General features: G+C 71.7%; 23 protein-coding genes and 1 pseudogene. 17 read left to right on the top strand and 7 right to left on the bottom strand.

Translation table 11 applies throughout. The features are described from left to right. The first annotated feature begins 2 nt into the window (after positions 1–2). Positions 3–500, top strand: coding sequence for an HD domain-containing protein (locus tag RV983_RS16720; protein WP_475986575.1), 498 nt, complete (start codon positions 3–5; stop codon positions 498–500). Here the strand turns inward: RV983_RS16720 and RV983_RS16715 are convergent. Next, positions 497–1,627, bottom strand: a complete 1,131-nt coding sequence (locus tag RV983_RS16715) for a threonine aldolase family protein (RefSeq protein ID WP_475986574.1) — start codon at positions 1,625–1,627, stop codon at positions 497–499. The two genes, RV983_RS16720 and RV983_RS16715, sit on opposite strands and share 4 nt — an antisense overlap. A gap of 101 nt (positions 1,628–1,728) precedes the next feature. Here RV983_RS16715 and RV983_RS16710 point away from each other — a divergent pair, with 101 nt between their 5' ends. The 10 genes from RV983_RS16710 to RV983_RS16665 all read left to right on the top strand — a co-directional run bounded on the left by RV983_RS16710 (position 1,729) and on the right by RV983_RS16665 (position 9,807). Further along, the gene (locus tag RV983_RS16710; RefSeq protein ID WP_475986573.1) at positions 1,729–2,727 is read left to right on the top strand and encodes a Rossmann-like and DUF2520 domain-containing protein; all 999 of its coding nucleotides are present in this window, start codon (positions 1,729–1,731) and stop codon (positions 2,725–2,727) included. After that, on the top strand, positions 2,724–3,578 hold the full coding sequence (panC, locus tag RV983_RS16705) for a pantoate--beta-alanine ligase (protein ID WP_475986572.1): 855 nt from the start codon (positions 2,724–2,726) through the stop codon (positions 3,576–3,578). Before RV983_RS16710 ends, panC begins: the two co-directional genes overlap by 4 nt. Then, a complete protein-coding gene (locus RV983_RS16700; protein ID WP_475986571.1) occupies positions 3,575–5,374 on the top strand; it encodes an L-aspartate oxidase in 1,800 nt (599 codons plus the stop codon). The genes panC and RV983_RS16700 overlap by 4 nt, the downstream gene beginning before the upstream one ends. Continuing rightward, the gene (gene nadC / locus RV983_RS16695) at positions 5,371–6,414 is read left to right on the top strand and encodes a carboxylating nicotinate-nucleotide diphosphorylase (protein ID WP_475986570.1); all 1,044 of its coding nucleotides are present in this window, start codon (positions 5,371–5,373) and stop codon (positions 6,412–6,414) included. The genes RV983_RS16700 and nadC overlap by 4 nt, the downstream gene beginning before the upstream one ends. Beyond that, positions 6,414–7,211: a type III pantothenate kinase gene (locus tag RV983_RS16690; RefSeq protein WP_475986569.1), complete on the top strand. Its 798-nt coding sequence runs from the start codon at positions 6,414–6,416 to the stop codon at positions 7,209–7,211. The genes nadC and RV983_RS16690 overlap by 1 nt, the downstream gene beginning before the upstream one ends. Positions 7,212–7,306: 95 nt before the next feature. Continuing rightward, complete coding sequence (locus RV983_RS16685) at positions 7,307–8,011, top strand: hypothetical protein (protein ID WP_475986568.1); 705 nt, start codon at positions 7,307–7,309, stop codon at positions 8,009–8,011. A 78-nt stretch (positions 8,012–8,089) separates the two neighbouring features. After that, positions 8,090–8,290: a hypothetical protein gene (locus tag RV983_RS16680; RefSeq protein WP_475986567.1), complete on the top strand. Its 201-nt coding sequence runs from the start codon at positions 8,090–8,092 to the stop codon at positions 8,288–8,290. Between the two features lie 58 nt (positions 8,291–8,348). Continuing rightward, complete coding sequence (locus tag RV983_RS16675; protein WP_475986566.1) at positions 8,349–8,771, top strand: BlaI/MecI/CopY family transcriptional regulator; 423 nt, start codon at positions 8,349–8,351, stop codon at positions 8,769–8,771. A 9-nt stretch (positions 8,772–8,780) separates the two neighbouring features. Further along, complete coding sequence (locus RV983_RS16670; protein WP_319663574.1) at positions 8,781–9,299, top strand: amino-acid N-acetyltransferase; 519 nt, start codon at positions 8,781–8,783, stop codon at positions 9,297–9,299. Between the two features lie 166 nt (positions 9,300–9,465). After that, the gene (locus tag RV983_RS16665; RefSeq protein WP_319663575.1) at positions 9,466–9,807 is read left to right on the top strand and encodes a histone-like nucleoid-structuring protein Lsr2; all 342 of its coding nucleotides are present in this window, start codon (positions 9,466–9,468) and stop codon (positions 9,805–9,807) included. Here the strand turns inward: RV983_RS16665 and RV983_RS16660 are convergent. Next, a complete protein-coding gene (locus tag RV983_RS16660) occupies positions 9,738–10,253 on the bottom strand; it encodes an SCO3374 family protein (RefSeq protein WP_475986565.1) in 516 nt (171 codons plus the stop codon). The genes RV983_RS16665 and RV983_RS16660 overlap by 70 nt on opposite strands. Positions 10,254–10,712: 459 nt before the next feature. On the opposite strand from RV983_RS16660, the gene RV983_RS16655 reads away from it, so the two are divergent. The 3 genes from RV983_RS16655 to RV983_RS16645 all read left to right on the top strand — a co-directional run bounded on the left by RV983_RS16655 (position 10,713) and on the right by RV983_RS16645 (position 16,212). Next, the gene (locus RV983_RS16655; protein WP_475986564.1) at positions 10,713–13,241 is read left to right on the top strand and encodes an ATP-dependent Clp protease ATP-binding subunit; all 2,529 of its coding nucleotides are present in this window, start codon (positions 10,713–10,715) and stop codon (positions 13,239–13,241) included. 338 nt (positions 13,242–13,579) lie between these two features. After that, complete coding sequence (locus tag RV983_RS16650; protein WP_475986563.1) at positions 13,580–15,235, top strand: ricin-type beta-trefoil lectin domain protein; 1,656 nt, start codon at positions 13,580–13,582, stop codon at positions 15,233–15,235. Positions 15,236–15,540: 305 nt separating this feature from the next. Beyond that, entirely contained in the window at positions 15,541–16,212 is a 672-nt protein-coding gene (locus RV983_RS16645) for a M23 family metallopeptidase (protein WP_475986562.1), read from the top strand. A 65-nt stretch (positions 16,213–16,277) separates the two neighbouring features. On the opposite strand, the pseudogene RV983_RS16640 reads toward RV983_RS16645, so the two are convergent. Next, positions 16,278–16,844: pseudogene (locus tag RV983_RS16640) on the bottom strand (TetR/AcrR family transcriptional regulator); the annotation flags it as partial. A 124-nt stretch (positions 16,845–16,968) separates the two neighbouring features. Here RV983_RS16640 and RV983_RS16635 point away from each other — a divergent pair. The 3 genes from RV983_RS16635 to RV983_RS16625 all read left to right on the top strand — a co-directional run bounded on the left by RV983_RS16635 (position 16,969) and on the right by RV983_RS16625 (position 19,559). Continuing rightward, the gene (locus RV983_RS16635; protein WP_475986561.1) at positions 16,969–18,531 is read left to right on the top strand and encodes an MDR family MFS transporter; all 1,563 of its coding nucleotides are present in this window, start codon (positions 16,969–16,971) and stop codon (positions 18,529–18,531) included. Positions 18,532–18,628: 97 nt separating this feature from the next. Continuing rightward, on the top strand, positions 18,629–19,045 hold the full coding sequence (locus RV983_RS16630; RefSeq protein WP_475986560.1) for a helix-turn-helix transcriptional regulator: 417 nt from the start codon (positions 18,629–18,631) through the stop codon (positions 19,043–19,045). Positions 19,046–19,100: 55 nt separating this feature from the next. Continuing rightward, entirely contained in the window at positions 19,101–19,559 is a 459-nt protein-coding gene (locus RV983_RS16625; protein ID WP_475986559.1) for a VOC family protein, read from the top strand. 23 nt (positions 19,560–19,582) lie between these two features. On the opposite strand, the gene RV983_RS16620 is transcribed toward RV983_RS16625, so the two are convergent. The 4 genes from RV983_RS16620 to RV983_RS16605 are packed head-to-tail and all read right to left on the bottom strand — an operon-like array spanning position 19,583 to position 22,842. Further along, the gene (locus RV983_RS16620) at positions 19,583–20,842 is read right to left on the bottom strand and encodes a sensor histidine kinase (protein ID WP_475986558.1); all 1,260 of its coding nucleotides are present in this window, start codon (positions 20,840–20,842) and stop codon (positions 19,583–19,585) included. 5 nt (positions 20,843–20,847) lie between these two features. Then, a complete protein-coding gene (cseB, locus tag RV983_RS16615; RefSeq protein WP_475986557.1) occupies positions 20,848–21,531 on the bottom strand; it encodes a two-component system response regulator CseB in 684 nt (227 codons plus the stop codon). After that, positions 21,524–22,288 carry a hypothetical protein gene (locus RV983_RS16610; RefSeq protein WP_475986556.1) on the bottom strand — a complete coding sequence of 255 codons (765 nt, stop codon included), beginning with the start codon at positions 22,286–22,288 and terminating at the stop codon, positions 21,524–21,526. Before RV983_RS16610 ends, cseB begins: the two co-directional genes overlap by 8 nt. Beyond that, positions 22,273–22,842 (bottom strand): SigE family RNA polymerase sigma factor, encoded by a 570-nt coding sequence (locus RV983_RS16605; RefSeq protein WP_475986555.1) that lies wholly within the window; start codon positions 22,840–22,842, stop codon positions 22,273–22,275. Before RV983_RS16605 ends, RV983_RS16610 begins: the two co-directional genes overlap by 16 nt. Positions 22,843–22,876: the final 34 nt, after the last annotated feature.

Raw genomic sequence — 22,876 nt, 5'->3', positions numbered from 1 at the left:
CGGTGGACATCCTCGACCACGGCCTCCAGGTCGCCGCGGTCCTCGCCGAGTGCCACCCCGGCGACGAGGAACTGCAGGTCGCCGGGCTCGTCCACGACATCGGGCACTACCTGTACCCCGGGCACTACCTGTACCCCGGGGACGAGGCCGGCCACGGCGAGCGCGCCGCCGCGGCCGTCGCCGGTCTCCTCGGCGAGCGGGTGGCCCGCCTGGTCGCCCTCCACATCCCGGCCAAGCGCTACCTGGCGGCCACCGACCCCGCCCTCGCCCTCTCCCCGGAGAGCGCCCGCACCCTGGGCTGCCAGGGCTGCCAGGGCTGCCAGGGCGGCCCGATGACGGCGCGGGAGGCCGCCGCCTCCGAGGCCGGCCCCGACTTCGAGGGGGCGATCGCCCTGCGCCGCGCCGACGACGCCGGCAAGGTCGTGGGCCTGCGCGCACCGGGCCTCGACCACTGGCGGCCCGTGGTGGAGCGGGTCGCCGCGGCCGCCGGGACCTTCTAGGAGTCCTTGCGGACCTCGCGCACAAAGCCGAGGAAGTCGTCCACGGCCCCGGCGATGTCCTCGGCGTCCCACTCCAGGGCCGATGCGGCGACCGTCACCTCGGTCATGGACGTCCCCGGTGCCTCGCCGGCGGACCAGCGGCCGAAGAGCGCGCTGCGGGTCTCCTCCGCCTGCCGCACGCCCGCCTCGTTGAGCACCTCGGGCACCTCGGCGAGCCAGACCTGGAACTGGTGGGTGTGCGGCACGTCCGGGTGCACCCGGGACCATCCGGCCTGCGCCAGGCTCCGGCGCAGAGCCGCCGCGACGGTCTTGGCATGGGCCACGTACTCCGGCAGCCGGGGCAGTTCGCGGTCGAGGCCGTCCAGCGCCGACAGGACGGTGGGCCACTGCTGGAAGAGGAGGCCGCCGTAGCGGTGGCGCCAGGCGCGGGCCTCCGAGGCCAGGTCGGACGGGGCGGCCAGGGCGGCGCCCGCGACTCCGCCGAGCGACTTGTAGAACGACACGTAGACGCTGTCGGCCAGTCCCGCGATCTCCTCCAGCGGCTTCCCGAAGTGCGGCGGGCACTCCCACAGCCGGGCGCCGTCGAAGTGGACGACCGCGTCGCGTTCGCGGGCGGCCTCCACGGTCGCCGTCAGGTCCTCCCACGAGGGCAGGACGAAACCGGCGTCGCGCAGCGGCAGTTCCAGCATGAGTGTGCCGAAGGGCTCGTCCAGCTCCCGTATCTCCTGGGCGTCCGGCAGCCGCCGCGCGGTGGTCGGGTGCACGGTCCGCAGTCCGCTGAGCGCCGACAGCGCCCCGCGCTCGTGCTGTTCGGGGTGGGCCAGCGGGTGCAGGGCGACCGTGGGGTTGCCCGTGCGGCCCGCCCAGCAGCGCAGCGCGACCTGCTGCGCCATGGTTCCGGTCGGGAACCAGACCGCATCCTCGGTGCCGAGCAACCGGGCCACCCGCTGCTCCACCTCGGCCACGATGCCGTCGCCGTACATGTCGGGAGGGCCGTCCAGCCCGTCCCGGGCGGCCAGCTGAGTCAGCCGGTCCCGCATCGTCGGGTATCTGCCGTGCGACAGCACCCGGGCGCAGGCGTTGACGGCGGCGATCCGCCGTGCCTTCTCGTCATCCGTAGAGGTCATGCCCCGATCCTGCCGTGCCGGAGGGCGCCGGGGAACATTCGCGTAGCATTGACGAGAACGTCCGGTACCCCCGTGAGGACTGGAACGGAAGGCAAGCCAGCGTGAACGCATCGCACTCCCCGGGGCCTCTGCCCCCCGACGTGGAGGCCCGCCCCGCGCGGCTCACGGTCGGTGTCGTCGGCGCGGGACGGGTCGGTCCCGCGCTCGCGGCCGCGCTGCGGATGGCCGGGCACCGCCCGGTCGCCGCGTCCGGGGTCTCCGACGCCTCACGCCGCCGGGCCGCCGCCCTGCTGCCCGACGTGCCGCTGGTGGAGCCCGCAGAGGTGCTGGCCCGTGCCGAGCTGGTGCTGCTGACCGTCCCCGACGACACGCTGCCGGACCTGGTGACCGGACTCGCCGAGACCGGTGCGGTGCGGCCGGGCCAGCTGCTGGTGCACACCTCCGGCCGGTACGGCACGGGCGTCCTGGACCCCGCACTGCGTGCGGGCGCGCTGCCGTTGGCGCTGCACCCGGCGATGACCTTCACCGGCACCTCCGTCGACGTGCAGCGGCTGGCCGGCTGCTCCTTCGGCGTCACGGCCCCGCTGGAGCTGCGGATGGCCGCCGAGGCGCTGGTGATCGAGATGGGCGGCGAGCCCGAGTGGATCGAGGAGTCGGCCCGGCCGCTCTACCACGCGGGCCTGGCCATCGGCGCCAACCATCTGGTCACCCTGGTGGCGCAGTCCATGGAACTGCTGCGCGCCTCCGGGGTCGCCGAGCCCGGCCGCATGCTCGGCCCGCTGCTCGGTGCCGCCCTCGACAACGCGCTGCGCTCCGGCGACGCCGCGCTGACCGGCCCCGTGGCCCGCGGCGACGCCGGCACGGTCGCCGCCCATCTGTCCGAACTGCGCGAGCACGCGCCCGAGATGGCGGCCTCCTATCTCGCGATGGCCCGCGTCACCGCGGACCGCGCGCTGGCCGGCGGCATGCTGAAAGCGGAGTTCGCCGAGGCGTTGCTCGGCGTACTCGCCGACGGAACCGGTGGCAGCGGTGGCAGCGGTGGCAGCGGCCGCAGCGGCGGCGACGGGCGGCCCGGCGGCGGAGAAGGGGGAGAGCGATGACGGAACTGGTCCACACCGCGCGCGAGCTGAGGGCGGCCGTCGAGGGCCGGTCCGGCGCGACGGGCGTCGTGATGACGATGGGTGCCCTGCACGAGGGCCACGCCACGCTGATCCGCACCGCCCGCGAACGGGTCGGCGACGGCACCGTGGTCGTCACCGTCTTCGTCAACCCGCTCCAGTTCGGCCCGAACGAGGACTTCGAGCGCTACCCGCGCACCCTCGACGCCGACCTCAAGGTCGCCGAACAGGCGGGCGCGGACGTCGTGTTCGCCCCCTCCGCGGACGAGGTCTACCCCGGCGGGCAGCCCCAGGTGCGGCTCAGCGCCGGACCGATGGGCGAGCGGTACGAGGGCGCCTCCCGCCCCGGCCACTTCGACGGGATGCTCACCGTCGTCGCCAAGCTGCTCCACCTGACCCGGCCCGACGCCGCGTTCTACGGTCAGAAGGACGCCCAGCAGCTCGCGCTGATCCGGCGCATGGCCACCGACCTGAACTTCCCCGTCGAGATCGTCGGGGTTCCCACCGTGCGCGAGCCGGACGGCCTGGCCCTGTCCAGCCGCAACCGCTACCTCTCCGACGGGGAGCGCCGCACCGCCCTGGCCCTGTCCCGCGCCCTGTTCGCCGGCCGTGAAGCGGCCGGGCGGGGGCCGGAGGCCGTACGGGCCGCCGCCCGGGCGGTACTGGACGGCGCACAGGGCGTGAGCGTGGACTACCTCGCCCTCGCCGACCCGCGCGACTTCTCCGAGGCCGCCCCGGACCACACCGGACCGGCGGTGCTCGCCGTCGCCGCCCGGGTCGGTGCGACCCGGTTGATCGACAATCTGCCACTCGACTTCGGAGGCGCCCTGTGAGCACCACCGGCATACGGCTGCTCGCCCCCGCGCCCGGCTGGGCGCACGAGGCCGACGTGGTGGTGGTCGGGTCCGGCGTCGCCGGGCTGACGGTCGCGCTGCGCTGCGCGGCGCAGGGGGCCCGGGTCACCGTGGTGACCAAGGCGCATCTCGACGACGGCTCCACCCGCTGGGCCCAGGGCGGCATCGCCGCGGCCCTCGGCGAGGGCGACACCCCGGCGCAGCACCTGGACGACACCTTGGTGGCGGGCGCCGGGCTGTGCGACGAGGAGGCGGTCCGCGTCCTGGTCACCGAGGGCCCCGACGCGGTGCGCCGGCTGATGGCGACGGGCGCGCACTTCGACACCAGCGAGACCACCGGCGAGATCCTGCTGACCCGCGAGGGCGGCCACCACCGCCGCCGCATCGCCCACGCCGGCGGCGACGCGACGGGCGCGGAGATCTCCCGGGCCCTCATCGAGGCCGTGCGGGAAGCCGGGGTCCCCCATGCCGAAGGCCAGGGGAAGATCGAACTCATCGAGAACGCCCTCGTCCTGGACCTGCTCACCGACGCCGCGGGCAACACCGCCGGGGTGAGCCTGCACGTGATGGGCGCGGGGCAGCGCGACGGGGTCGGCTCGGTCCGGGCCCGTGCGGTGGTGCTGGCCACCGGCGGCATGGGGCAGGTGTTCTCCGCGACGACCAACCCCGCGGTGTCGACCGGTGACGGCGTGGCGCTGGCGCTGCGCGCCGGGGCGGAGGTGTCGGACCTGGAGTTCGTCCAGTTCCACCCGACGGTGCTCTTCCTCGGCGCGGACGCGGAGGGCCAGCAGCCGCTGGTCTCCGAGGCGGTGCGCGGCGAGGGCGCCCACCTCGTGGACGCAGAGGGCGTGCGCTTCATGCAGGGGCAGCACGAGCTGGCCGAGCTGGCCCCCCGGGACATCGTCGCCAAGGGCATCATGCGCCGGATGCAGGAGACCGGCGCAGAGCACATGTACCTCGACGGCCGGCACTTCGGGGCCGAGATGTGGAGCAAGCGCTTCCCCACGATCCTGGCCGCCTGCCGCGCCCACGGCATCGACCCGGTGACCGGGCTGATCCCGGTCGCCCCGGCCGCGCACTACGCCTCCGGCGGCGTCCGCACCGACCTGCGCGGCCGGACGACCGTGCCGGGCCTGTACGCCTGCGGCGAGGTCGCCTGCACCGGTGTGCACGGCGCCAACCGGCTCGCGTCGAACTCCCTCCTCGAAGGGCTGGTCTTCGCCGAACGGATCGCCGCCGACATCGCCGCCCACCCGGCGGACCCCGGCGCCCCGGTGATCCCCGCCCCGAGCCGCTTCCCGCTGCTGCCCTCCGAGGCGCGGTACGGGATCCAGCGGATCATGACGCGCGGTGCGGGCGTGCTGCGCAGCGCCGCCAGCCTGGAGGAGGCGGCCGGGGCCCTGCACCGGATGTACGCCGACGCCGCCGAGCTGCTGGAGCGCGACGGCAAGACCGCGGAGCCCTGCGTGGAGACCTGGGAGGCGTCCAACCTCTGCCTGGTCGCCCGGGTGCTCGTCGAGGCCGCCCGGCGCCGTGAGGAGACCCGCGGCTGCCACTGGCGCGAGGACCGCCCCGCGCGGGACGACGCCAACTGGCGCCGGCACATCGTCGCCACCCTCGACCCGCCCGCCTCCCGGGGCCTGCGGCTGGGCGCGGCGCTGCCCGCGACACCCGCTACTCTCACCATCCGCACCACCGACACAGCGGACTTCGCCCCCGGCCCCCGGCCAGGGGGACCCCACCCGACCCGCCCTGGAACGGAGCAGCAGCGATGAGCACGCCCGACCAACCCCTCCTGCAGATCGGCGGCCCGAGCGGCGGCGGGGGCGGTGGCTGCGGTGACGGCTGCGGCTGCGGCGCCGGCGAGGAGCACGGGTACGACCCCCAGGAGTGCGGCCTCGACCCGGGCCTGGCCCAGCTGCTGGCGGACGCCGGCCTGGACCCGGTGCTGGTCGAGGACATCGCCCACATGGCGATCGAGGAGGACCTGGACGGCGGGGTGGACGTCACCACCGTCGCCACGATCCCCGAGGACGCCTTCGCCACTGGCGACTTCACCGCCCGTGAGGCGGGCGTGGTGGCCGGTCTGCGGGTCGCCGAGGCGATCTTGTCCGTGGTCTGCACCGACGAGTTCGAGGTGGAACGGCACGTCGAGGACGGCGACCGGGTCGAGGCCGGCCAGGTGCTGCTCTCCGTCCGCACCCGGACGAGGGACCTGCTGACCGCCGAGCGCAGCGCGCTCAACCTGCTGTGCCGGATGTCCGGCATCGCCACCACGACCCGCCGCTGGGCGGACCTGCTGGAGGGCACGAACGCCCGGGTCCGCGACACCCGCAAGACCACCCCGGGGCTGCGCGCGCTGGAGAAGTACGCGGTGCGCTGCGGCGGCGGCGTCAACCACCGCATGTCGCTGTCGGACGCGGCCCTGGTCAAGGACAACCACGTGGTCGCCGCGGGCGGCGTCGCGGCCGCCTTCAAGGCCGTACGGGACGAGTTCCCGGACCTGGCCATCGAGGTCGAGGCCGACACCCTGCACCAGGTCCGCGAGGTCCTGGAGGCGGGCGCGGACCTGATCCTGCTGGACAACTTCACTCCCGGCGAGACCGAGGAGGCCGTGGCGCTGGTCGCCGGCCGCGCCGCCCTGGAGTCCTCGGGCCGGCTCACCCTGGAGACCGCCCAGGCCTACGCCGAGACCGGCGTGGACTACCTGGCCGTGGGCGCCCTGACGCACTCGTCGCCGATTCTCGACATCGGCCTCGACCTGCGCCCCGCGAGTGCAGTGGGGTCCGAGGGCGAAGGGCCGGAGCGGGACTGATGCTTCTCACCATCGACGTCGGCAACACCCACACCGTCCTGGGGCTGTTCGACGGGGACGAGATCATCGAGCACTGGCGGGTCTCCACCGACCCGCGCCGCACGGCGGACGAGCTGGCGGTCCTGATGCAGGGCCTGATGGGCATGCACCCGCTGCTCGGCGAGGAGCTCGGCGACGGCATCCACGGCATCGCGATCTGCTCCACGGTGCCGTCCGTGCTGCACGAACTGCGCGAGGTGACCCGCCGCTACTACGGCGACGTCCCCGCGGTCCTCGTGGAGCCCGGGGTGAAGACCGGGGTCCCGGTGCTCGCCGACAACCCCAAGGAGGTCGGCTCCGACCGGATCATCAACTCGCTGGCCGCCGTGCATCTGTACGGCGGCCCGTGCATCGTCGTGGACTTCGGCACGGCCACCACGTTCGACGCGGTCACCGTGCGCGGCGAGTACGCCGGCGGCGCCATCGCCCCCGGCATCGAGATCTCCGTGGACGCCCTCGGGGCGCGGGGCGCGCAGCTGCGCAAGGTCGAACTGACCCGCCCGCGCAGCGTCATCGGCAAGAACACCATCGAGGCGATGCAGTCCGGCATCCTGTACGGCTTCGCGGGCCAGGTGGACGGCGTGGCCGAGCGGATGGCCCGGGAGCTCGCGGACGACCCCGACGACGTCACCGTCATCGCCACCGGCGGCCTGGCGCCCCTGGTCCTGGGCGAGTCGGCGGCCATCGACGTCCACGAGCCGTGGCTGACGCTCATCGGTCTGCGCCTGGTCTACGAGCGCAACGTCCAGGCCACCTGACGGGCGCCGGGCGGGTCGTCGGGCGGCCGTCGGCACGGCACGCCGGGCATATCTGGTTACGCGTATTTTGTCCGCTTAGTACGTAAAGTCGGTGCATGCCCACGCCACACGGGTCCCGAGGCGGAATGGCGTTCAGCGCGGATGAACTGCGCGTGCTCCGGCGCGCCCTCTCAGCGGCCCTCCAGTCCAGCACCACGACCCCCACGCCCGACGATGTGCGGGACTATCTGCGTCTTGTCGAGGACGTGGACGAGGCGGCCCGGGAGGCCGGGCGACTGCGCACGTTCCTGCTCGCGGAGCTCGCCCGCTACCGGGCGGCCCTGCCCGGCAGCGCGGCCGGCTACCTCGAGCGGCTGACCGGTGCGCTCGACACCGGCTACGTCCCCGTGCCGGACGACCTCACGGCGCTGCGCATGCTGCGCACCCATCCTTCCTCCGCGGCCGAGACGCACCGCAGATACGGCGTGCTGCGCCGCTGCGAGCACCTCGCGGAGCTGGACGTCCGCGCCCGGCTGGCGGCCCGCATCCCCGCACCCGCCTCGCCGCCCGTCACGACGCGCCTGGGGCGCACCAGGCTGCGCGCCCTGCCCGGTGGCAGGACCGCCGCCGACGACCCCGCGGAACGCGGCCGGGGCCAGGAGCCGAAGCCGTCGCCGCGACCGGACCCGAGAACGCCGCCGGCCGATCCCGGCACTCCCGAGGGCGACGAGCCCAAGCGCAAGGTGCCCACCCCGGCGGAGATCTTCCCGCCGCGTCGCCGCACCCCGCCCCCGCCGCCGGAACAGCTCGCCACGGGCTGACTCGTTTCGGCGGGGCTGGCGGGCCGTCCGGGCCGACCGGCCGACGGGGCCGCGCGGGGGCGTGGCTACTCTGGTCGCATGGACTACGTCTCCGCGCTCGTGCCCCCGGCCGTGATGGCCATCGCGTTCACCTTCCTCATCAGGACGCTGATCAAGAGCCAGGGCGGAGCCAACAAGGCCAAGGAGGACGCGGTGGTCGACACCGCGCTCTCCGTGAAGGTCGCCTCCGCCCCCGCCGTCACGGCCCCCCGGCCGGGCGGAGCCGAGCCCCGGGCCTGACGCCCGGGGTTCTCCGGCATTCCGGGGTATTTTTCCCGATTGCCACTAGTATTCGGGTGTGCCCCGTCCTCTGGGAGACCTCGAAGACGCCGTCATGACCAGGGTGTGGCGCTGGAACCGCCCGGTGACGGTACGCGAAGTGCTCGAAGATCTGCGCCTCGAGCGTTCCATCGCGTACACGACGGTCATGACCGTAATGGACAACCTCCATCAGAAGGGCTGGCTGCGCCGGGAAGCCGAAGGGCGCGCCTATCGCTATGAGGCGGTTTCCACGCGTGCCGCATACTCGGCCGCGCTGATGCACGAGGCGTGGGCCGCGAGTGACAACCCGGCGGCGGCTCTTGTCGCCTTCTTCGGGATGATGTCGGCGGAACAGCGAGAAGCGCTCAGGGACGCAATGCGCGTCGTCCAATCCGCTCAACCGGCAGAACCCACTGAACCCGCAGACCCCGGCGAGACGCCGGGATCCGGAGGACGATAGCGTCCGTACATGCCCGTCGCTTCAAATGACGTCACCATCCGCCGGGCGCGCACCGGTGATGTGCCGGCCGTCCGGCGACTGCTCGACGCCTATGTCCGGGACCGCATCCTGCTGGACAAGCCGACGGTCACGCTTTACGAGGACATCCAGGAGTTCTGGGTCGCCGAACGCGATCAGGACGCCGAGGTCGTGGCCTGCGGGGCCCTCCACGTCATGTGGGAGGACCTCGCCGAGGTGCGCACTCTCGCGGTCGACCCGGTCCACCACGGCAACGGCATCGGGCATCTCGTACTGGAGAAGCTGCTGCAGACCGCGCGTTGGCTGGGAGTGCGGCGAATTTTCTGCCTCACCTTCGAAGTGGACTTCTTCGTCAAGCACGGCTTCGTGCAGATCGGTGAGACGCCGGTCGACGGCGATGTCTTCGGGGAGCTGCTGCGCTCAAAGGACGAGGGCGTGGCCGAGTTCCTCGACCTCGAACGAGTGAAACCGAACACCTTGGGCAACAGCCGGATGCTGTTGCATCTCTGACGCCGCTCCGCGGCCGTCTCCTGCACAACAGTATGTCCGATACGTTCCCCGGTGGAAGACCGCGTACAGCGTGAGGGACCGGAGCAGTTCGGGCAAGGGGTTTGAGTTTTCCGGGAAAAGGCGGTTTGCTTTTACCGGTTATCCGTATTCGATGAAAGGGAAGCCGGTGGCACAGAAGGTTCAGGTCCTTCTTGTTGACGACCTCGACGGCGGCGAGGCGGATGAGACCGTGACGTTCGCACTCGATGGAGTGACTTACGAGATCGATCTCACCACCGACAACGCCGACAAGCTCCGCGGCCTGCTGAGCCCCTACGTGGACGGCGGCCGGCGCACCGGCGGCCGTGCGGGCCGCGGCCGCACCGTGAAGGCCGCCTCCCGTGGCGGCTCGGCGAGCCAGGACACCGCGAAGATCCGCGCCTGGGCCAAGGAGGCGGGTTACGAGGTCAACGACCGCGGCCGCGTCCCGGCGCAGATCCGCGAGGCGTACGAGAAGGAGCACGGCTGACCGGTCCTGCCGGTGCGCAGCCGGACCCGGTGGCAGGCGTTCGCCAGCGCGGACACCAGCGCCACCAGGCCGACGGGCCCCCCGTCGGCCGAGCAGCCCGCGACGGACAAGGCGGGCAAGTGCGGCGCGCCCGTGTGGCTGTGCCCGCCCGTACCGGGTGGACGCAGCCACACGGGCGCGTCGCCGTTCCGCGGGACGGCGGATTCCGCCGGAGCCGCGGGCTCCGGGGTCCCCTGAAGGGGTACCAGGTCCAGCGGGACGCCGGTCCACTCCAGCCAGTCCAGGAGCCCGGGCAGTTCCGCGGCCCCGCCGGCGGCCACGTAGAACCGCATGCGCGGCCCCTCCAGGGCCACCGGCCCGGTCCGCGGGGCCGGGAAGCGGTCCAGGACCTCGTACCCCGCCGCCGCGGGCACGTCGAGGGCGTCCATGCCCGTCGTGCGCCCCATGCGCTGAATGCCTCGCAAGCCCTGCATGCCGTGCGCAACGCCGCGGACCCGGCCCCGGTTACGAGGGTCGTCACCAGGAGTACCCGGGTGACGGAATCCCGTCACTTTCCGTGCATTCCTTGGACGCAAGCCTGTTCGCCCGTAGCAGACAGCGGGCGCGCTCCCCGCATGGACTGTCGGTGGGAGCGGGTAAGAAATACCTAGTGGGAAGGGACGACGGGCATGTCGGACAGGCGGGGCGTTCGCCCTCGGCGTACTGGATAAAGGGCTATCCGCCTGGCCTGCGGGAACATCGTCTCGCACCATCAAGTTGTGGCTGTTGTCGACGGCGCGGGGGTAAACGACCTCGCGAGGTGTCGACGGTTGAAGTGAGCTGCCCCGCTGTGCGGGACTAGCATGCGGAAGGACAGGGAGGGGACACGCCCCTAACTGCCCGACCGCTCTGAGGAGCGATTAACGATGTTCGAGAGGTTCACCGACCGCGCGCGGCGGGTTGTCGTCCTGGCTCAGGAAGAAGCCCGGATGCTCAACCACAACTACATCGGCACCGAGCACATCCTCCTGGGCCTTATCCACGAGGGTGAGGGTGTCGCCGCTAAGGCCCTGGAGAGCCTCGGGATTTCGCTCGAGGCGGTCCGCCAGCAGGTCGAGGAGATCATCGGCCAGGGGCAGCAAGCCCCGTCCGGTCACATCCCCTTCACCCCCCGGGCCAAGAAGGTCCTGGAGCTGTCGCTCCGCGAGGCCCTCCAGCTCGGCCACAACTACATCGGTACGGAGCACATCCTGCTCGGCCTGATCCGCGAGGGTGAGGGCGTCGCCGCCCAGGTCCTCGTGAAGCTGGGCGCCGATCTCAACCGGGTGCGGCAGCAGGTCATCCAGCTGCTCTCCGGCTACCAGGGCAAGGAGGCCGCCACCGCCGGCGGCCCCGCCGAGGGCACCCCCTCGACCTCGCTCGTCCTGGACCAGTTCGGCCGCAACCTCACCCAGGCCGCTCGTGAGACCAAACTCGACCCGGTGATCGGGCGCGAGAAGGAGATCGAGCGCGTGATGCAGGTGCTGTCGCGCCGCACCAAGAACAACCCCGTCCTGATCGGCGAGCCCGGCGTCGGCAAGACCGCCGTCGTCGAGGGCCTGGCCCAGGCCATCGTCAAGGGCGAGGTCCCCGAGACGCTGAAGGACAAGCAGCTCTACACGCTTGACCTCGGTGCCCTGGTCGCCGGCTCCCGCTACCGCGGTGACTTCGAGGAGCGCCTGAAGAAGGTGCTCAAGGAGATCCGCACCCGCGGCGACATCATCCTGTTCATCGACGAGCTCCACACCCTGGTGGGTGCGGGTGCCGCCGAGGGCGCGATCGACGCCGCCTCGATCCTGAAGCCGATGCTCGCTCGCGGTGAGCTGCAGACCATCGGCGCGACGACGCTCGACGAGTACCGCAAGCACCTGGAGAAGGACGCGGCCCTGGAGCGCCGCTTCCAGCCCATCCAGGTCGCGGAGCCGTCGCTGCCGCACACCATCGAGATCCTCAAGGGCCTGCGGGACCGCTACGAGGCCCACCACCGCGTGTCCATCACGGACGCCGCCCTGGTGGCCGCGGCGACCCTCGCCGACCGCTACATCTCGGACCGCTTCCTGCCGGACAAGGCGATCGACCTGATCGACGAGGCCGGTTCCCGGATGCGCATCCGCCGGATGACCGCTCCGCCGGACCTCCGCGAGTTCGACGAGAAGATCGCCGACGTGCGCCGGGAGAAGGAGTCCGCGATCGACTCGCAGGACTTCGAGAAGGCGGCCTCGCTGCGCGACAAGGAGAAGCAGCTCCTTGCCGGCAAGACCAAGCGCGAGAAGGAGTGGAAGGCCGGCGACATGGACGTCGTCGCCGAGGTCGACGAGGAGCTGATCGCCGAGGTCCTGGCCACCGCCACGGGCATCCCGGTCTTCAAGCTCACCGAGGAGGAGTCCTCGCGTCTGCTGCGCATGGAGGACGAGCTGCACAAGCGCGTCATCGGCCAGAAGGACGCGATCAAGGCCCTCTCGCAGGCGATCCGCCGTACGCGGGCCGGTCTGAAGGACCCCAAGCGCCCCGGTGGCTCGTTCATCTTCGCCGGTCCGTCCGGCGTCGGTAAGACCGAGCTGTCCAAGACGCTCGCCGAGTTCCTCTTCGGCGACGAGGACGCGCTGATCCAGCTCGACATGTCCGAGTTCAGCGAGAAGCACACCGTCTCGCGCCTCTTCGGCTCCCCGCCCGGATACGTCGGCTACGAGGAGGGCGGCCAGCTCACCGAGAAGGTGCGCCGCAAGCCGTTCTCCGTCGTCCTCTTCGACGAGGTCGAGAAGGCCCACCCGGACATCTTCAACAGCCTGCTGCAGATCCTGGAGGACGGTCGTCTGACCGACTCCCAGGGCCGGGTCGTGGACTTCAAGAACACGGTCATCATCATGACCACCAACCTGGGCACCCGGGACATCTCCAAGGGCTTCAACCTCGGCTTCGCGGCCGCGGGCGACGTCAAGACCGGGTACGAGCGGATGAAGGCCAAGGTCGGCGAGGAGCTCAAGCAGCACTTCCGCCCCGAGTTCCTGAACCGTGTCGACGACATCGTGGTCTTCCACCAGCTCAGCGAGGAAGACATCATCCAGATCGTCGACCTCATGATCGCCCGGGTGGACGAGCGCCTCAGGGACAAGGACATGTGCATCGAGCTCAGTCCCGAGGCCAAGTCCCTGCTCGCCAAGCGCGGCTACGACCCCGTGCTGGGTGCCCGGCCGCTGCGCCGGACGATCCAGCGCGAGATCGAGGACGTGCTCTCCGAGAAGATCCTCTTCGGTGAGCTGCGCACCGGTCACATCGTGGTCGTGGGCACCGAGGGCGAGGGCGAGAACATCAAGTTCACCTTCCGCGGTGAGGAGAAGGTGGCCGTCGCCGACGCCCCGCCGGTCGAGGCGGCCGGCAGCGGAGGTTCGGGCCCGAACCTCAGCAAGGACGCCTAGTCACGCGTCGTCGAACACCGGGGCCGGCCCCGTCCGTACATAAGTACGGGCGGGGCCGGCTCATTTGTGTTCCCGATGAACCGACCCTTGTTGTGCTCGTCTGATTTATGGAAAGGTGAGCCCTGCTCGCGCGCGGGAACCTCTTCCTTCTGTCTTCCTTCTCCGTGGGCCGGTGTCGTGCCGTCATTCCCGCGGGCATTCCCGATGAGCTGCTCCAGGCGAAGGGGGAGAGTACCTCTCCCGGTGTCCCGGTCCCGCGTCCCCCCACGTAGCTGCGTGCCCGACGGTGGAATGGTTCGTACTTTTCCCGGTGCGGCGTACGCGGAAGGAAACGCTCGTTGAAGGATTCGCATCCCTCGAATTCCCCGCACCCCGGCCATTTGTTCGACGTTCCGGACGAGGCCCTGTCGGTGGAGCTCAGAAACTTCTCGGGAAAGAAAGCCGTCCACCAGCCCTTCGAGGAGTTGCTGGCCCGCCACTGGCGGCCGGTCTTCGAGTACGCGGAGTTGTGCTCCGTCTCCGGGCACGCCGCGGGCATCCTCGCGTCGGCGGCCTTCACCCGGGTCTTCGTCGACACACTGCGGCTGACCGGGCCGTCGGCGGCCTGGCGCCCGGAGCTCCTGGTCACCGTCCACCGCATCGCGGAGGAATGGGCCACGGACCGCCGGCGCGCCTCCCTCCACCGCGGCCTGCGGCTCCGCGGGGACCAGACCGACCCGCGCCTGGCCGTCCCGGACAACCGCAGGCTGGTCCACCGGGCGTTCCAGCGGCTCCCCGAACCCGCCCGCTGCCTGCTCTGGCACGTCGAGGTCGACGCGGAGACCGTGGCCGTGCCGGCCGCCCTGCTCGGCGTCGGCCAGGAGAAGGCCGCCGGGCAGCTGGAGCTCGCGCGCACCCGCTTCCGTGAGGCCTGTGTCCAGGCCCACCGCGACCTGGCCCCGTACGAGAGCTGCCTGCAGTTCAGCCGGCTGCTGGACATCTCCCTCCACCGCGGGGGCGCCGACCTCGTGCCCGATCTGCAGCGCCACATCGCCAAATGCGACCACTGCCGGTATGCCGCGGAGCAACTCGACCAGTCCAAGGACCGCTTGGGCGCGCTGATCGCCGAGGCGGTGCTGGTCTGGGAGGCGCGGACCTATCTCGACTCCCGCCCCGCGCGCCGTGCGGCGCGTGACAACGATGCCGCGGCCGCTCCGGGCGGTCGCCCCGGCGGCCCGTCGGGGCCCCGGCACGGCGCCCGGCGCCGGGGGTCAGGAGGGCTGCTGCGCGGCCGTCGGCGGCCGGGAGCGGCCGGAGCGACCGCCCTGGGGGTCGGCGGCGTCGTGCTGCTCGTGGCTGCCGTCGCAGGGCTCGCCGGGCTGCTGTCGGACGACGGCACCGACGACCGGTCCTCGGCGGGTGTCTTCCCGGGCGCGTCCCTCACCGCCTCCGCCTCCGTCCCGCCCACGGGTTCGGCGTCCGCCAGAGCGCCCGGCTCCGGCGCCGTCACCGCCGACCCTGCGCCGGGCGAGGGGCTGCGGGGGCGGCTGCGCAACCAGGGCAGCGACCTGTGCGTCGACCTGACCGGTCGCGGGACGGTCCTGGGCACCACGGCGCGTACCCAGGTGTGCGACTCCGGGGCCACCCAGTTCTGGACGTACGAACGGGACGGGCTGCTGCGCAGCGTCGCCGAGCCCTCGTACTGCCTGAACTCGCACCGGGGTGCGGCGCTCGAACTGGCGCTGTGCACGGCTTCGTTCGTTACCGGCGCACAGGACGTGCGCTACGACCTGACGCTCACCGGCGACCTCGTGCCGCGCTGGAACCAGCAGCTCGCCGTCGCTCCGGACGGTGCGGAGCGCGGCGCCGGGGTCGTCCTCGCACCGCGCAACAGCCGCCCCGCCCAGCGCTGGTCCCTGGACGCCTCGGTCGCCCCGTCGCGCTTCCGGTCGGTCGCCGACGGCCGCACGTCCGTCGTCCTTGTCGCACTGAATTCCGTTGAAGAAAGGCCGTGACGGCTTTCTCCGGGCAGGTGGCGCGGGCCACAGGACTTTGGTCCCCAGGGGCGGTCTTTCGTCCTTAGGGGGCCATTTCCTTTGGTCCCAGGGGTGGTGACCTGACCCACGTGACCTGGGGCACGTACGAAGGGCAATAGGGGAGTCCGGCCCCGTGGAAAAGGGATCAGGGCCGCATCGAGGGCCATGTCTACGATGCCGAATAGTGCATGCAGGGGTTTGTCCCCGCCGGGAATGCCGGGTTACCTGTGACTCGCGGCCGACAACCGCAACGACGTATCCGGCTATTTCCGCGAGGTAATTGCATGCTCAAGCCCAACTTCTCCCACTCCGTCATCCGCGGCCGCGGCGCCGTCGTGACCGCCGGCGTCGTGGCGTCGCTGGCGCTCGGTGCAGCGGGCACGGCAATGGCCGAGACCAAGGAGCCGGGGCTGCTGGGGATGGGCGCGGCCGGCAAGCTGGCGGAGGCCACCCGCGCCCAGGCGGACGTGCAGAAGCGCGCCGCCGTGGCGAACACGGCCGACCGTCATGCCCGCACCCAGTTGCACGTCGCGCACCAGCAGCGGGTCTCCGCCGCCTGGATGACCCCGGTCAAGCACTACCAGCTCTCCGCCGGCTACATGAAGAACGGCGCCCACTGGGCGCACAAGCACTCCGGCCAGGACTTCGCGGTCTCCATCGGCACCGATGTGCACGCCGTGCACGGCGGCACCGTCGTGACGGCCGGCTGGGGCGGCGCCTACGGCAACAACATCGTCATCCGCCACGCGGACAACACGTACTCGCAGTACGGCCACCTGTCGAAGATCCAGGTGCGCGTCGGCGAGCACGTGAACACCGGAGAGCAGATCGCGCTGTCCGGCAACACCGGCAACAGCACCGGCCCGCACCTGCACTTCGAGATCCGCAAGACCCCGTACTACGGCTCCTCGGTGAGCCCGCTGCCCTTCCTGCGGGCCGAGGGCGTCTCGGTCTGACCCTGCGGTGACCGATCCGGTCCCTCTGCCCCACCCGCTTCACCCGCTCCGCCCTGCCCCCGGTCACCCCGGTAGGTCTCGGCGATGAGCCCCTGGGCGACCTCGAGGACGGCTGCGCGCTTCTCCTCGGGGTCGCCCTCGATGTTCTGCGTGGTGAACATGCCCGCGTGCATGGCGAAGACGGCGGTGATCGAGCGCACCTGGTCGGCGAGCGGGGCGTCGGGTTCGCGCAGCAACGAGTGCACGGCGAACAGCTTGGACTTGAAGGCCTCGCCGATGCTGAGCTCGCGGACCGTGGCCTGGTTCTCCTGGAGGAAGCGGAAGAGCGGCCCAGCGATCCACAGCGCCTCGCTGTAGCGGCGCAGCACCTCGTACTTGGTCTCCATGGTGCGGGGCTGCTCGGCTGCCCACTCGATCAACTCGTCGACCGGGGAGGTCAGATCCTCCACGATGCCGATGAGGATGTCTTCCTTGGTCTTGAAGTGGTAGTACAGCGCCGCCTTGGTGACGTCGAGGTGCTCGGCGATCTCGCGCAGGGAGGTCTTCTCGTACCCCTGATGTGCGAACAGCTCGAGCGCGACGTCCTGGATGCGACGGCGCGTATCACCTCTGCGCGTGTGCGGCGTGGCCATGGGCGAACTTTAACTTACTTGACGCCCGGCTAGTTAGCGCCTTACATTCAGGATGCCCGGGGCAACTAGCCGGGCGGCAGGTAAGCAACTCACGACGAGTGCGTGACAAGTAGGGGAGCTTGTAATGGCGGACACCGCCGAGGCACCGCAGCGCAGTGTGCGTGTGGTGCTGTTCGGGCTGATGATCGCGATGCTGCTCGCGATGCTCGACAACATGATCGTCGGCACGGCGATGCCCACCATCGTCGGCGAACTGGGAGGCCTTGAGCACCTGTCGTGGGTGGTCACCGCCTACACCCTCGCGACGGCCGCGTCGACTCCCATCTGGGGCAAGCTCGGCGACATGTACGGTCGCAAGGGCATCTTCATGGGCTCGATCGTGCTCTTCCTGATCGGTTCGGCGCTGTCCGGCATGGCGCAGGACATGGGGCAGCTGATCGCCTTCCGCGCCATTCAGGGCCTGGGCGCCGGTGGCCTGATCGTCGGCGTCATGGCGATCATCGGTGACCTGATCCCGCCCCGTGAGCGAGGCAAGTACCAGGGCATGATGGCCGGCGTCATGGCGGTCGCCATGATCGGCGGCCCGCTGGTCGGCGGCAGCATCACCGACAACTGGGGCTGGCGCTGGAGCTTCTACATCAACCTGCCGCTCGGCGTGGTCGCGCTCTTCGTGATCTCGGCGGTGCTGCACCTGCCGAAGAAGCGGGTCCAGGCGCGCATCGACTACCTCGGCGCGATCCTGCTCACCGTCGGCATCACCTCGCTGGTCCTCCTCACCACCTGGGGCGGCAAGGAGTACCCCTGGGCGTCCGTCCAGATCTTCGGACTGCTCGCGCTCGGCGTGGTCGCGCTCGCCGCCTTCCTGTTCGCCGAGACCCGCGCGGCCGAGCCGGTGATGCCGCTGCACATCTTCCGCAGCCGCAACTTCTCGCTGATCTCGGTGATCGGCTTCCTGGTCGGTTTCGTGATGTTCGGCGCGATCACGTTCCTGCCGCTGTACCAGCAGACCGTCCAGGGCGCCTCGGCGACGAACTCCGGTCTGCTGCTCCTGCCGATGCTGCTGTCGATGATGGTGGTCTCGCTCATCGCGGGCCGGGTCACCACACAGACCGGCAAGTACAAGATCTTCCCGATCATCGGCGGCGCCCTGATCACCGCAGGGCTCTACCTCCTGTCGACCATGGACACCGACACCTCCCGCTTCGTCTCCGGCGTGTGGATGGCCGTGCTCGGCGCCGGCATGGGCTTCCTGATGCAGATCACCATGCTGATCGCGCAGAACAGCGTCGAGATGAAGGACATCGGCGTCGGCTCCTCGTCCTCCACCCTGTTCCGCACGATCGGCGGCTCCTTCGGTGTCGCGCTCTTCGGCTCGATCTTCGTGAACAAGGTGCAGGACACCATGACCGCCCGGATGGGCGGCTCCGGGTCGGCGGTCGCCGGCGGGTCCGGTCAGATGGACCCGAAGAGCCTGGCCAAGCTGCCCGAGGCGGTGAGGGACGCGTACCTCCACGCGGTCGCGACCGGTACGCACTCCGTCTTCCTGTGGGGCGCGGCGCTCAGCGTCGTCGGCTTCATCGTCGCGTTCTTCCTCAAGGAGATCCCGCTGCGCGGCGGCCCGTCCGCCAAGGCCACCGAGGAGAAGGGCGGCGAGCAGGAGGTCGTGGCAGCGGTCGAGGCCTTCTGAGCCCCGTCCCCGCCCGTCCCCGCTCCCTCCCTCTCCACCCGCTGTGACCCGTGCTCGCACGGGGGTCGGTGTCCGACCCCCGTGCGAGCATCGTCGTATGGCGGCGAACCTCCGGCTCCTGCGGCAGCTGCGGCTGGCCAAGGACGCGATGGACCGCGACTGGGCCCAGCCGCTGGACCTGGACGCGGTGGCCGCGCACGCCGGCTACTCCCGCTACCACTTCGTGCGCTCCTTCAAGGCGGTGTACGGGGAGACGCCAGGGCAGTACCTGAGCCGGCGCCGCATCGAGCGCGCGGAGGAGATGCTGCGCACGGCGGACCTGGCCGTCACCGAGATCTGCACGCTCGTGGGCTTCTCCAGCCTCGGCACCTTCTCCAGCCGCTTCAAGCAGTACACCGGGCTCACCCCGACCGAGTACCGCCGCAGGCACCTCGGCCGCGGCGCCGCCCTGATACCCGGCTGCTACGCGCTGTTCTGGGCCGGCGGATTCCGCAATCGCGGAGAAGCGCCGTGAGGCGGCCCCCGCCTAGCGTGGAAGGGCAAGCACACGACCCCCTCAGGAGCAGGTCATGACCACTGGGATCACCGGTATCTCCATCGTCACCGTCTGGGTGCAGGACCAGGAACGCGCCAAGGAGTTCTACACCGGCAAGCTCGGCTTCGAGGTGCGCACGGACATGAGCATGGGGGCGATGCGCTGGCTGACCGTGGGCCCCAAGGAGCAGCCCGACGTGGAGATCACCCTCATGGTTCCCGGCCCGCCCGCGCTCGACCCCGAGTCCGCCGAGCAGTTGAGGTCACTGGTGGCCAAGGGCGTCCTCGGCGCGGGCGTGCTCCGTACCGACGACATCCACGCCACCTACCGCGACCTCAAGGGCAAGGGCGTCACCTTCCTCCAGGAACCCCAGGAGCGCCCCTACGGCACGGAGGCGATCATGCGTGACGACTCCGGCAACTGGTTCAGCCTCACCCAGCGGCGCGACGAGCTGGACCTCACCAAGGAGTGGGGCGACGGCACGCAGGAGTAGATCGACGGCTGAGCCGGCAGGCCCTAGTCCCGGGGAAGCAGGAGCCGGGCGACGGCGCCGCCGCTGGTGCCGGGGGCGTTGCGGAAGGTGAGGCGGGCGCCGAGGACGCGGGTCTGGCCCGCGGCGATGGTCAGGCCGAGGCCGTGGCCGCCGCCGCGGTCGCTGCTGCCGGTGCGGAAGCGGCTGGGGCCGTCGCGGAGCAGGTCCTCGGGGAAGCCGGGACCGTGGTCGCGGACCTCCAGATAGGGGCCGTCGACCGTGACCTCGATGGGCGGCCGGCCGTGCCGGGCGGCGTTGGCGAGCAGGTTGGCCAGCACACGTTCCAGGCGCCGGGGGTCGGTGCGCACGACCGCGTCGTCGCGTATGTCGACGGTGGCCGAGGGTGCCGCCGCGGCGACCCGGCGGCGCACGAAATCGCCGAGGGCGACGTCCTGGAGATCGGCCTGCTCGGCGGCGCCGTCGAGCCGGGCGACCTCCAGGACGTCCTCCACGAGGGTGCGGAGCGCCTGCGCCCGGTCCCGCACCAGCTCCGCGGGGCGGCCCGGCGGCAGCAGTTCGGCGGCGGTGACCAGACCCGTCACGGGGGTGCGCAGCTCGTGGGCGATGTCGGCGGTGACCCGGCGTTCGGCCTCCAGGCGTCCGGCCAGGGCGTCCGCCATGGCGTCCACCGCGCGCGCGAGTTCGTCCGTCTCGTCGCGGACCCGGCCGCCGATGGCTTCCCGCACCCGTACCCGGGTCTCGCCGTCGGCCACCCGGCCGGCCGCCACGGCGGCCTTGCGCAGCCGGCGCGACAGCTGGCCGCCGATGAGGACGCCGAGCGCGGTGCCGCCGACCACGACCGCGGTGGAGCCGATGACCAGCGCCTGGTCCAGGTCCTCCAGGACCGAGAAGCGGTCGGTGGAGGTGGTCTTCAGGGAGAGGATCCTGCCGTCCGCGAGCGGGGTCTCCGCCCACACCACCGGCGCACCGCCGGTGTCGGCGACGAAGGTGGCCCGCTTGCCCTCGCGTGCCAGCCGCGTCAGGGGGGCCGGCAGGGCGGGGTCGTTCAGTTGGGCGTCCATGGTGAGCCGGCCGGTGGACTCGTAGATCCGCTGCGCGAACTGGGCTTTCTCGATCTGCACGTCCCGGGAGTTGTCGATCATGCTGGCCCGTGCCGCGTTGTGCACCACCAGGCTCAGCACCAGGGCGACCAGGGCCGACACCGCGGCGATGGCCGCGCACACCTTCCAGCGCAGACCGATCTTCGGCAGTGGGCGGAGCCTGCCGCCCCGGCGCGCGGTCACCGGGCTCAGCCCCGCAACTTGTAGCCGAAACCGCGCACCGTCTCGATCCGGTCCTGGCCGACCTTGGCCCGCAGCCGCTGCACATGGACGTCCACGACGCGGGTGTCACCGCCCCACGCGTAGTCCCAGACCCGCTCCAGCAGCCTGTCCCGGGACAGCACGGTGCCCGGCGCCGCCGAGAACTCCAGCAGCAGCCGCATCTCGGTCGGGGTCAGCGCCAGCCGCTCGCCGCCGCGCCGCACCTCCATGCCCTCCGGGTCCACCTCCAGGTCGCCGAAGGCGAGCACCCCGGTCCCGGCCGGCTCGTCGCCGGCAGCGGCCAGCCGGAAGCGGCGCAGCACGGCCCGCATCCTGGCCGTGAGCACGGCCCCGTCGAAGGGCTTGGTCACGTAGTCGTCGGCGCCCGCCTCCAGGCCGAGCACCACGTCGATCGCGTCGGCCCGCGCCGACAGCATGATCACCGGCACCGTGGACTCGTCCCGGATGCGCCGGCACAGGCTCACCCCGTCCATCCCCGGCACCATGACGTCCAGCAGCGCCAGGTCGGGCCGGCGGGCGCGGAACGCGTCCAGCCCGGACAGCCCGTCGGGCACGGCGGTGACCTCGAAGCCGTCCCGTTCCAGCGCCAGGGTCGTGGCCTCGCGGATGACGTCGTCGTCCTCGACGAACAGGACGTGCGTGTCAGCCATGGGAGGTGTCCTCACTGCCGCTCTCGTAGTCACGGTGGCTGTAGGAGGTCTCCTCGAAGCGCGTCCCGTTCCACCGGTAGGTGGTGACGTCCTCGCCGGAGGGGTTCGACACGGCGTCCTGCGGTTCGTACACCTGGTGGGTGACCTTGAGGGCGCCGTCGCTGATCTCGGCGTAGACGGGGGGCTGCTCGTCGGCGAAGACGTTGACGTACCTCCCGTGCTCGCGGCGGTAGACGTACGCGCCGATACCCACCCCGTCGCCGCAGGTCGAGACGGTGACGACGAGATCGGCCGCGCCCTTGCCCGTCAGGTCGCCGTAGCGGTCGTCGACGGGGTACAGGGGCCCGGGGGCCGGGGAGGGCGTCACCGGTGCCTGTGCCGCGGGCGCGCCGGCGGTGGTGCTGCCGCGGGTGGCGTCGAGGGCCGTCGATCCGGGGACCGACGAGGCGGCCACGCATGCCACCAGCCGGGCGCGGATGTCCTCGGCGACCTTGGGGTCGGACTTCACCAGGTGCACCGCGTTCGCGGCGGGCGTGCGCACAAGACTCGGGGAGACGCCGTCGGACGACCGGCGCGCCCGCGCCGTCGGTGTGACGCCCGTGGACGGGGGGCCCGGCACCGGCAGCGCCGAGGAGAGCGCCGTGCCCTCCTCGCGTACCCCGCCGGCGTCACGGCAGCCGGTCACCGCCACCAGCGCCGACCCGCACACCGCGACCGCGGCGACGGCGGCGCCGACCGGGACTATGCTGCGGCGCACACACCCTCCGTCCTGATGTCTCCGAGCCCTTCGGGCCTTCCGTAACCATTGCTCTGCCGTCCGAGGTCGGCGCGCAGTCGCGCCAGCGCCCGGTGCAGTGTGCTTTTCACGGTACCCACCGACATGCCCAGAACGTGCGCCGTCTCCTCCGTGCTCAGCTGCCGGTAGTGGCGCAGCAGCACCACCTGGCGCTGCTTGGGCGCCAGGCCCTGCAACGCCTCCAGCAGCATGGCGCGGTCCGCGCGCTGCTCGGCGCCGTCGTCGACGGCGCCCTCGGGCAGTTCGGGGGTCGGCACCTCCTCCAGGCGCCGGGCCCGCCACCACTCGGTACGGGTGTTGATCATCACCCGGCGCATGTAGGCGTCGGCGAGGCTCTTGTCGGCGATGTCGTCCCACCGCGGGTAGGTCCGGGCGAGCGCGGTCTGGACGAGGTCCTGTGCGTCGATCGGGTCCGGGACCAGGCGGCGGGCGCTGCGCAGCAGGGCGTCCTGACGGCTCCGTACGTACTCCTCGAAGTCCATCACCTGGGCTGACCCCTCGGCATTCGCCCCCATGGCGTCCCTCCGCTCCGCGCGTTCCATCACGACG

Source organism: Streptomyces sp. RLA123 (assembly GCF_056270165.1).
Note: the sequence above shows the minus strand (reverse complement) of the source record. Positions and strands in the feature narration are given on the sequence as shown.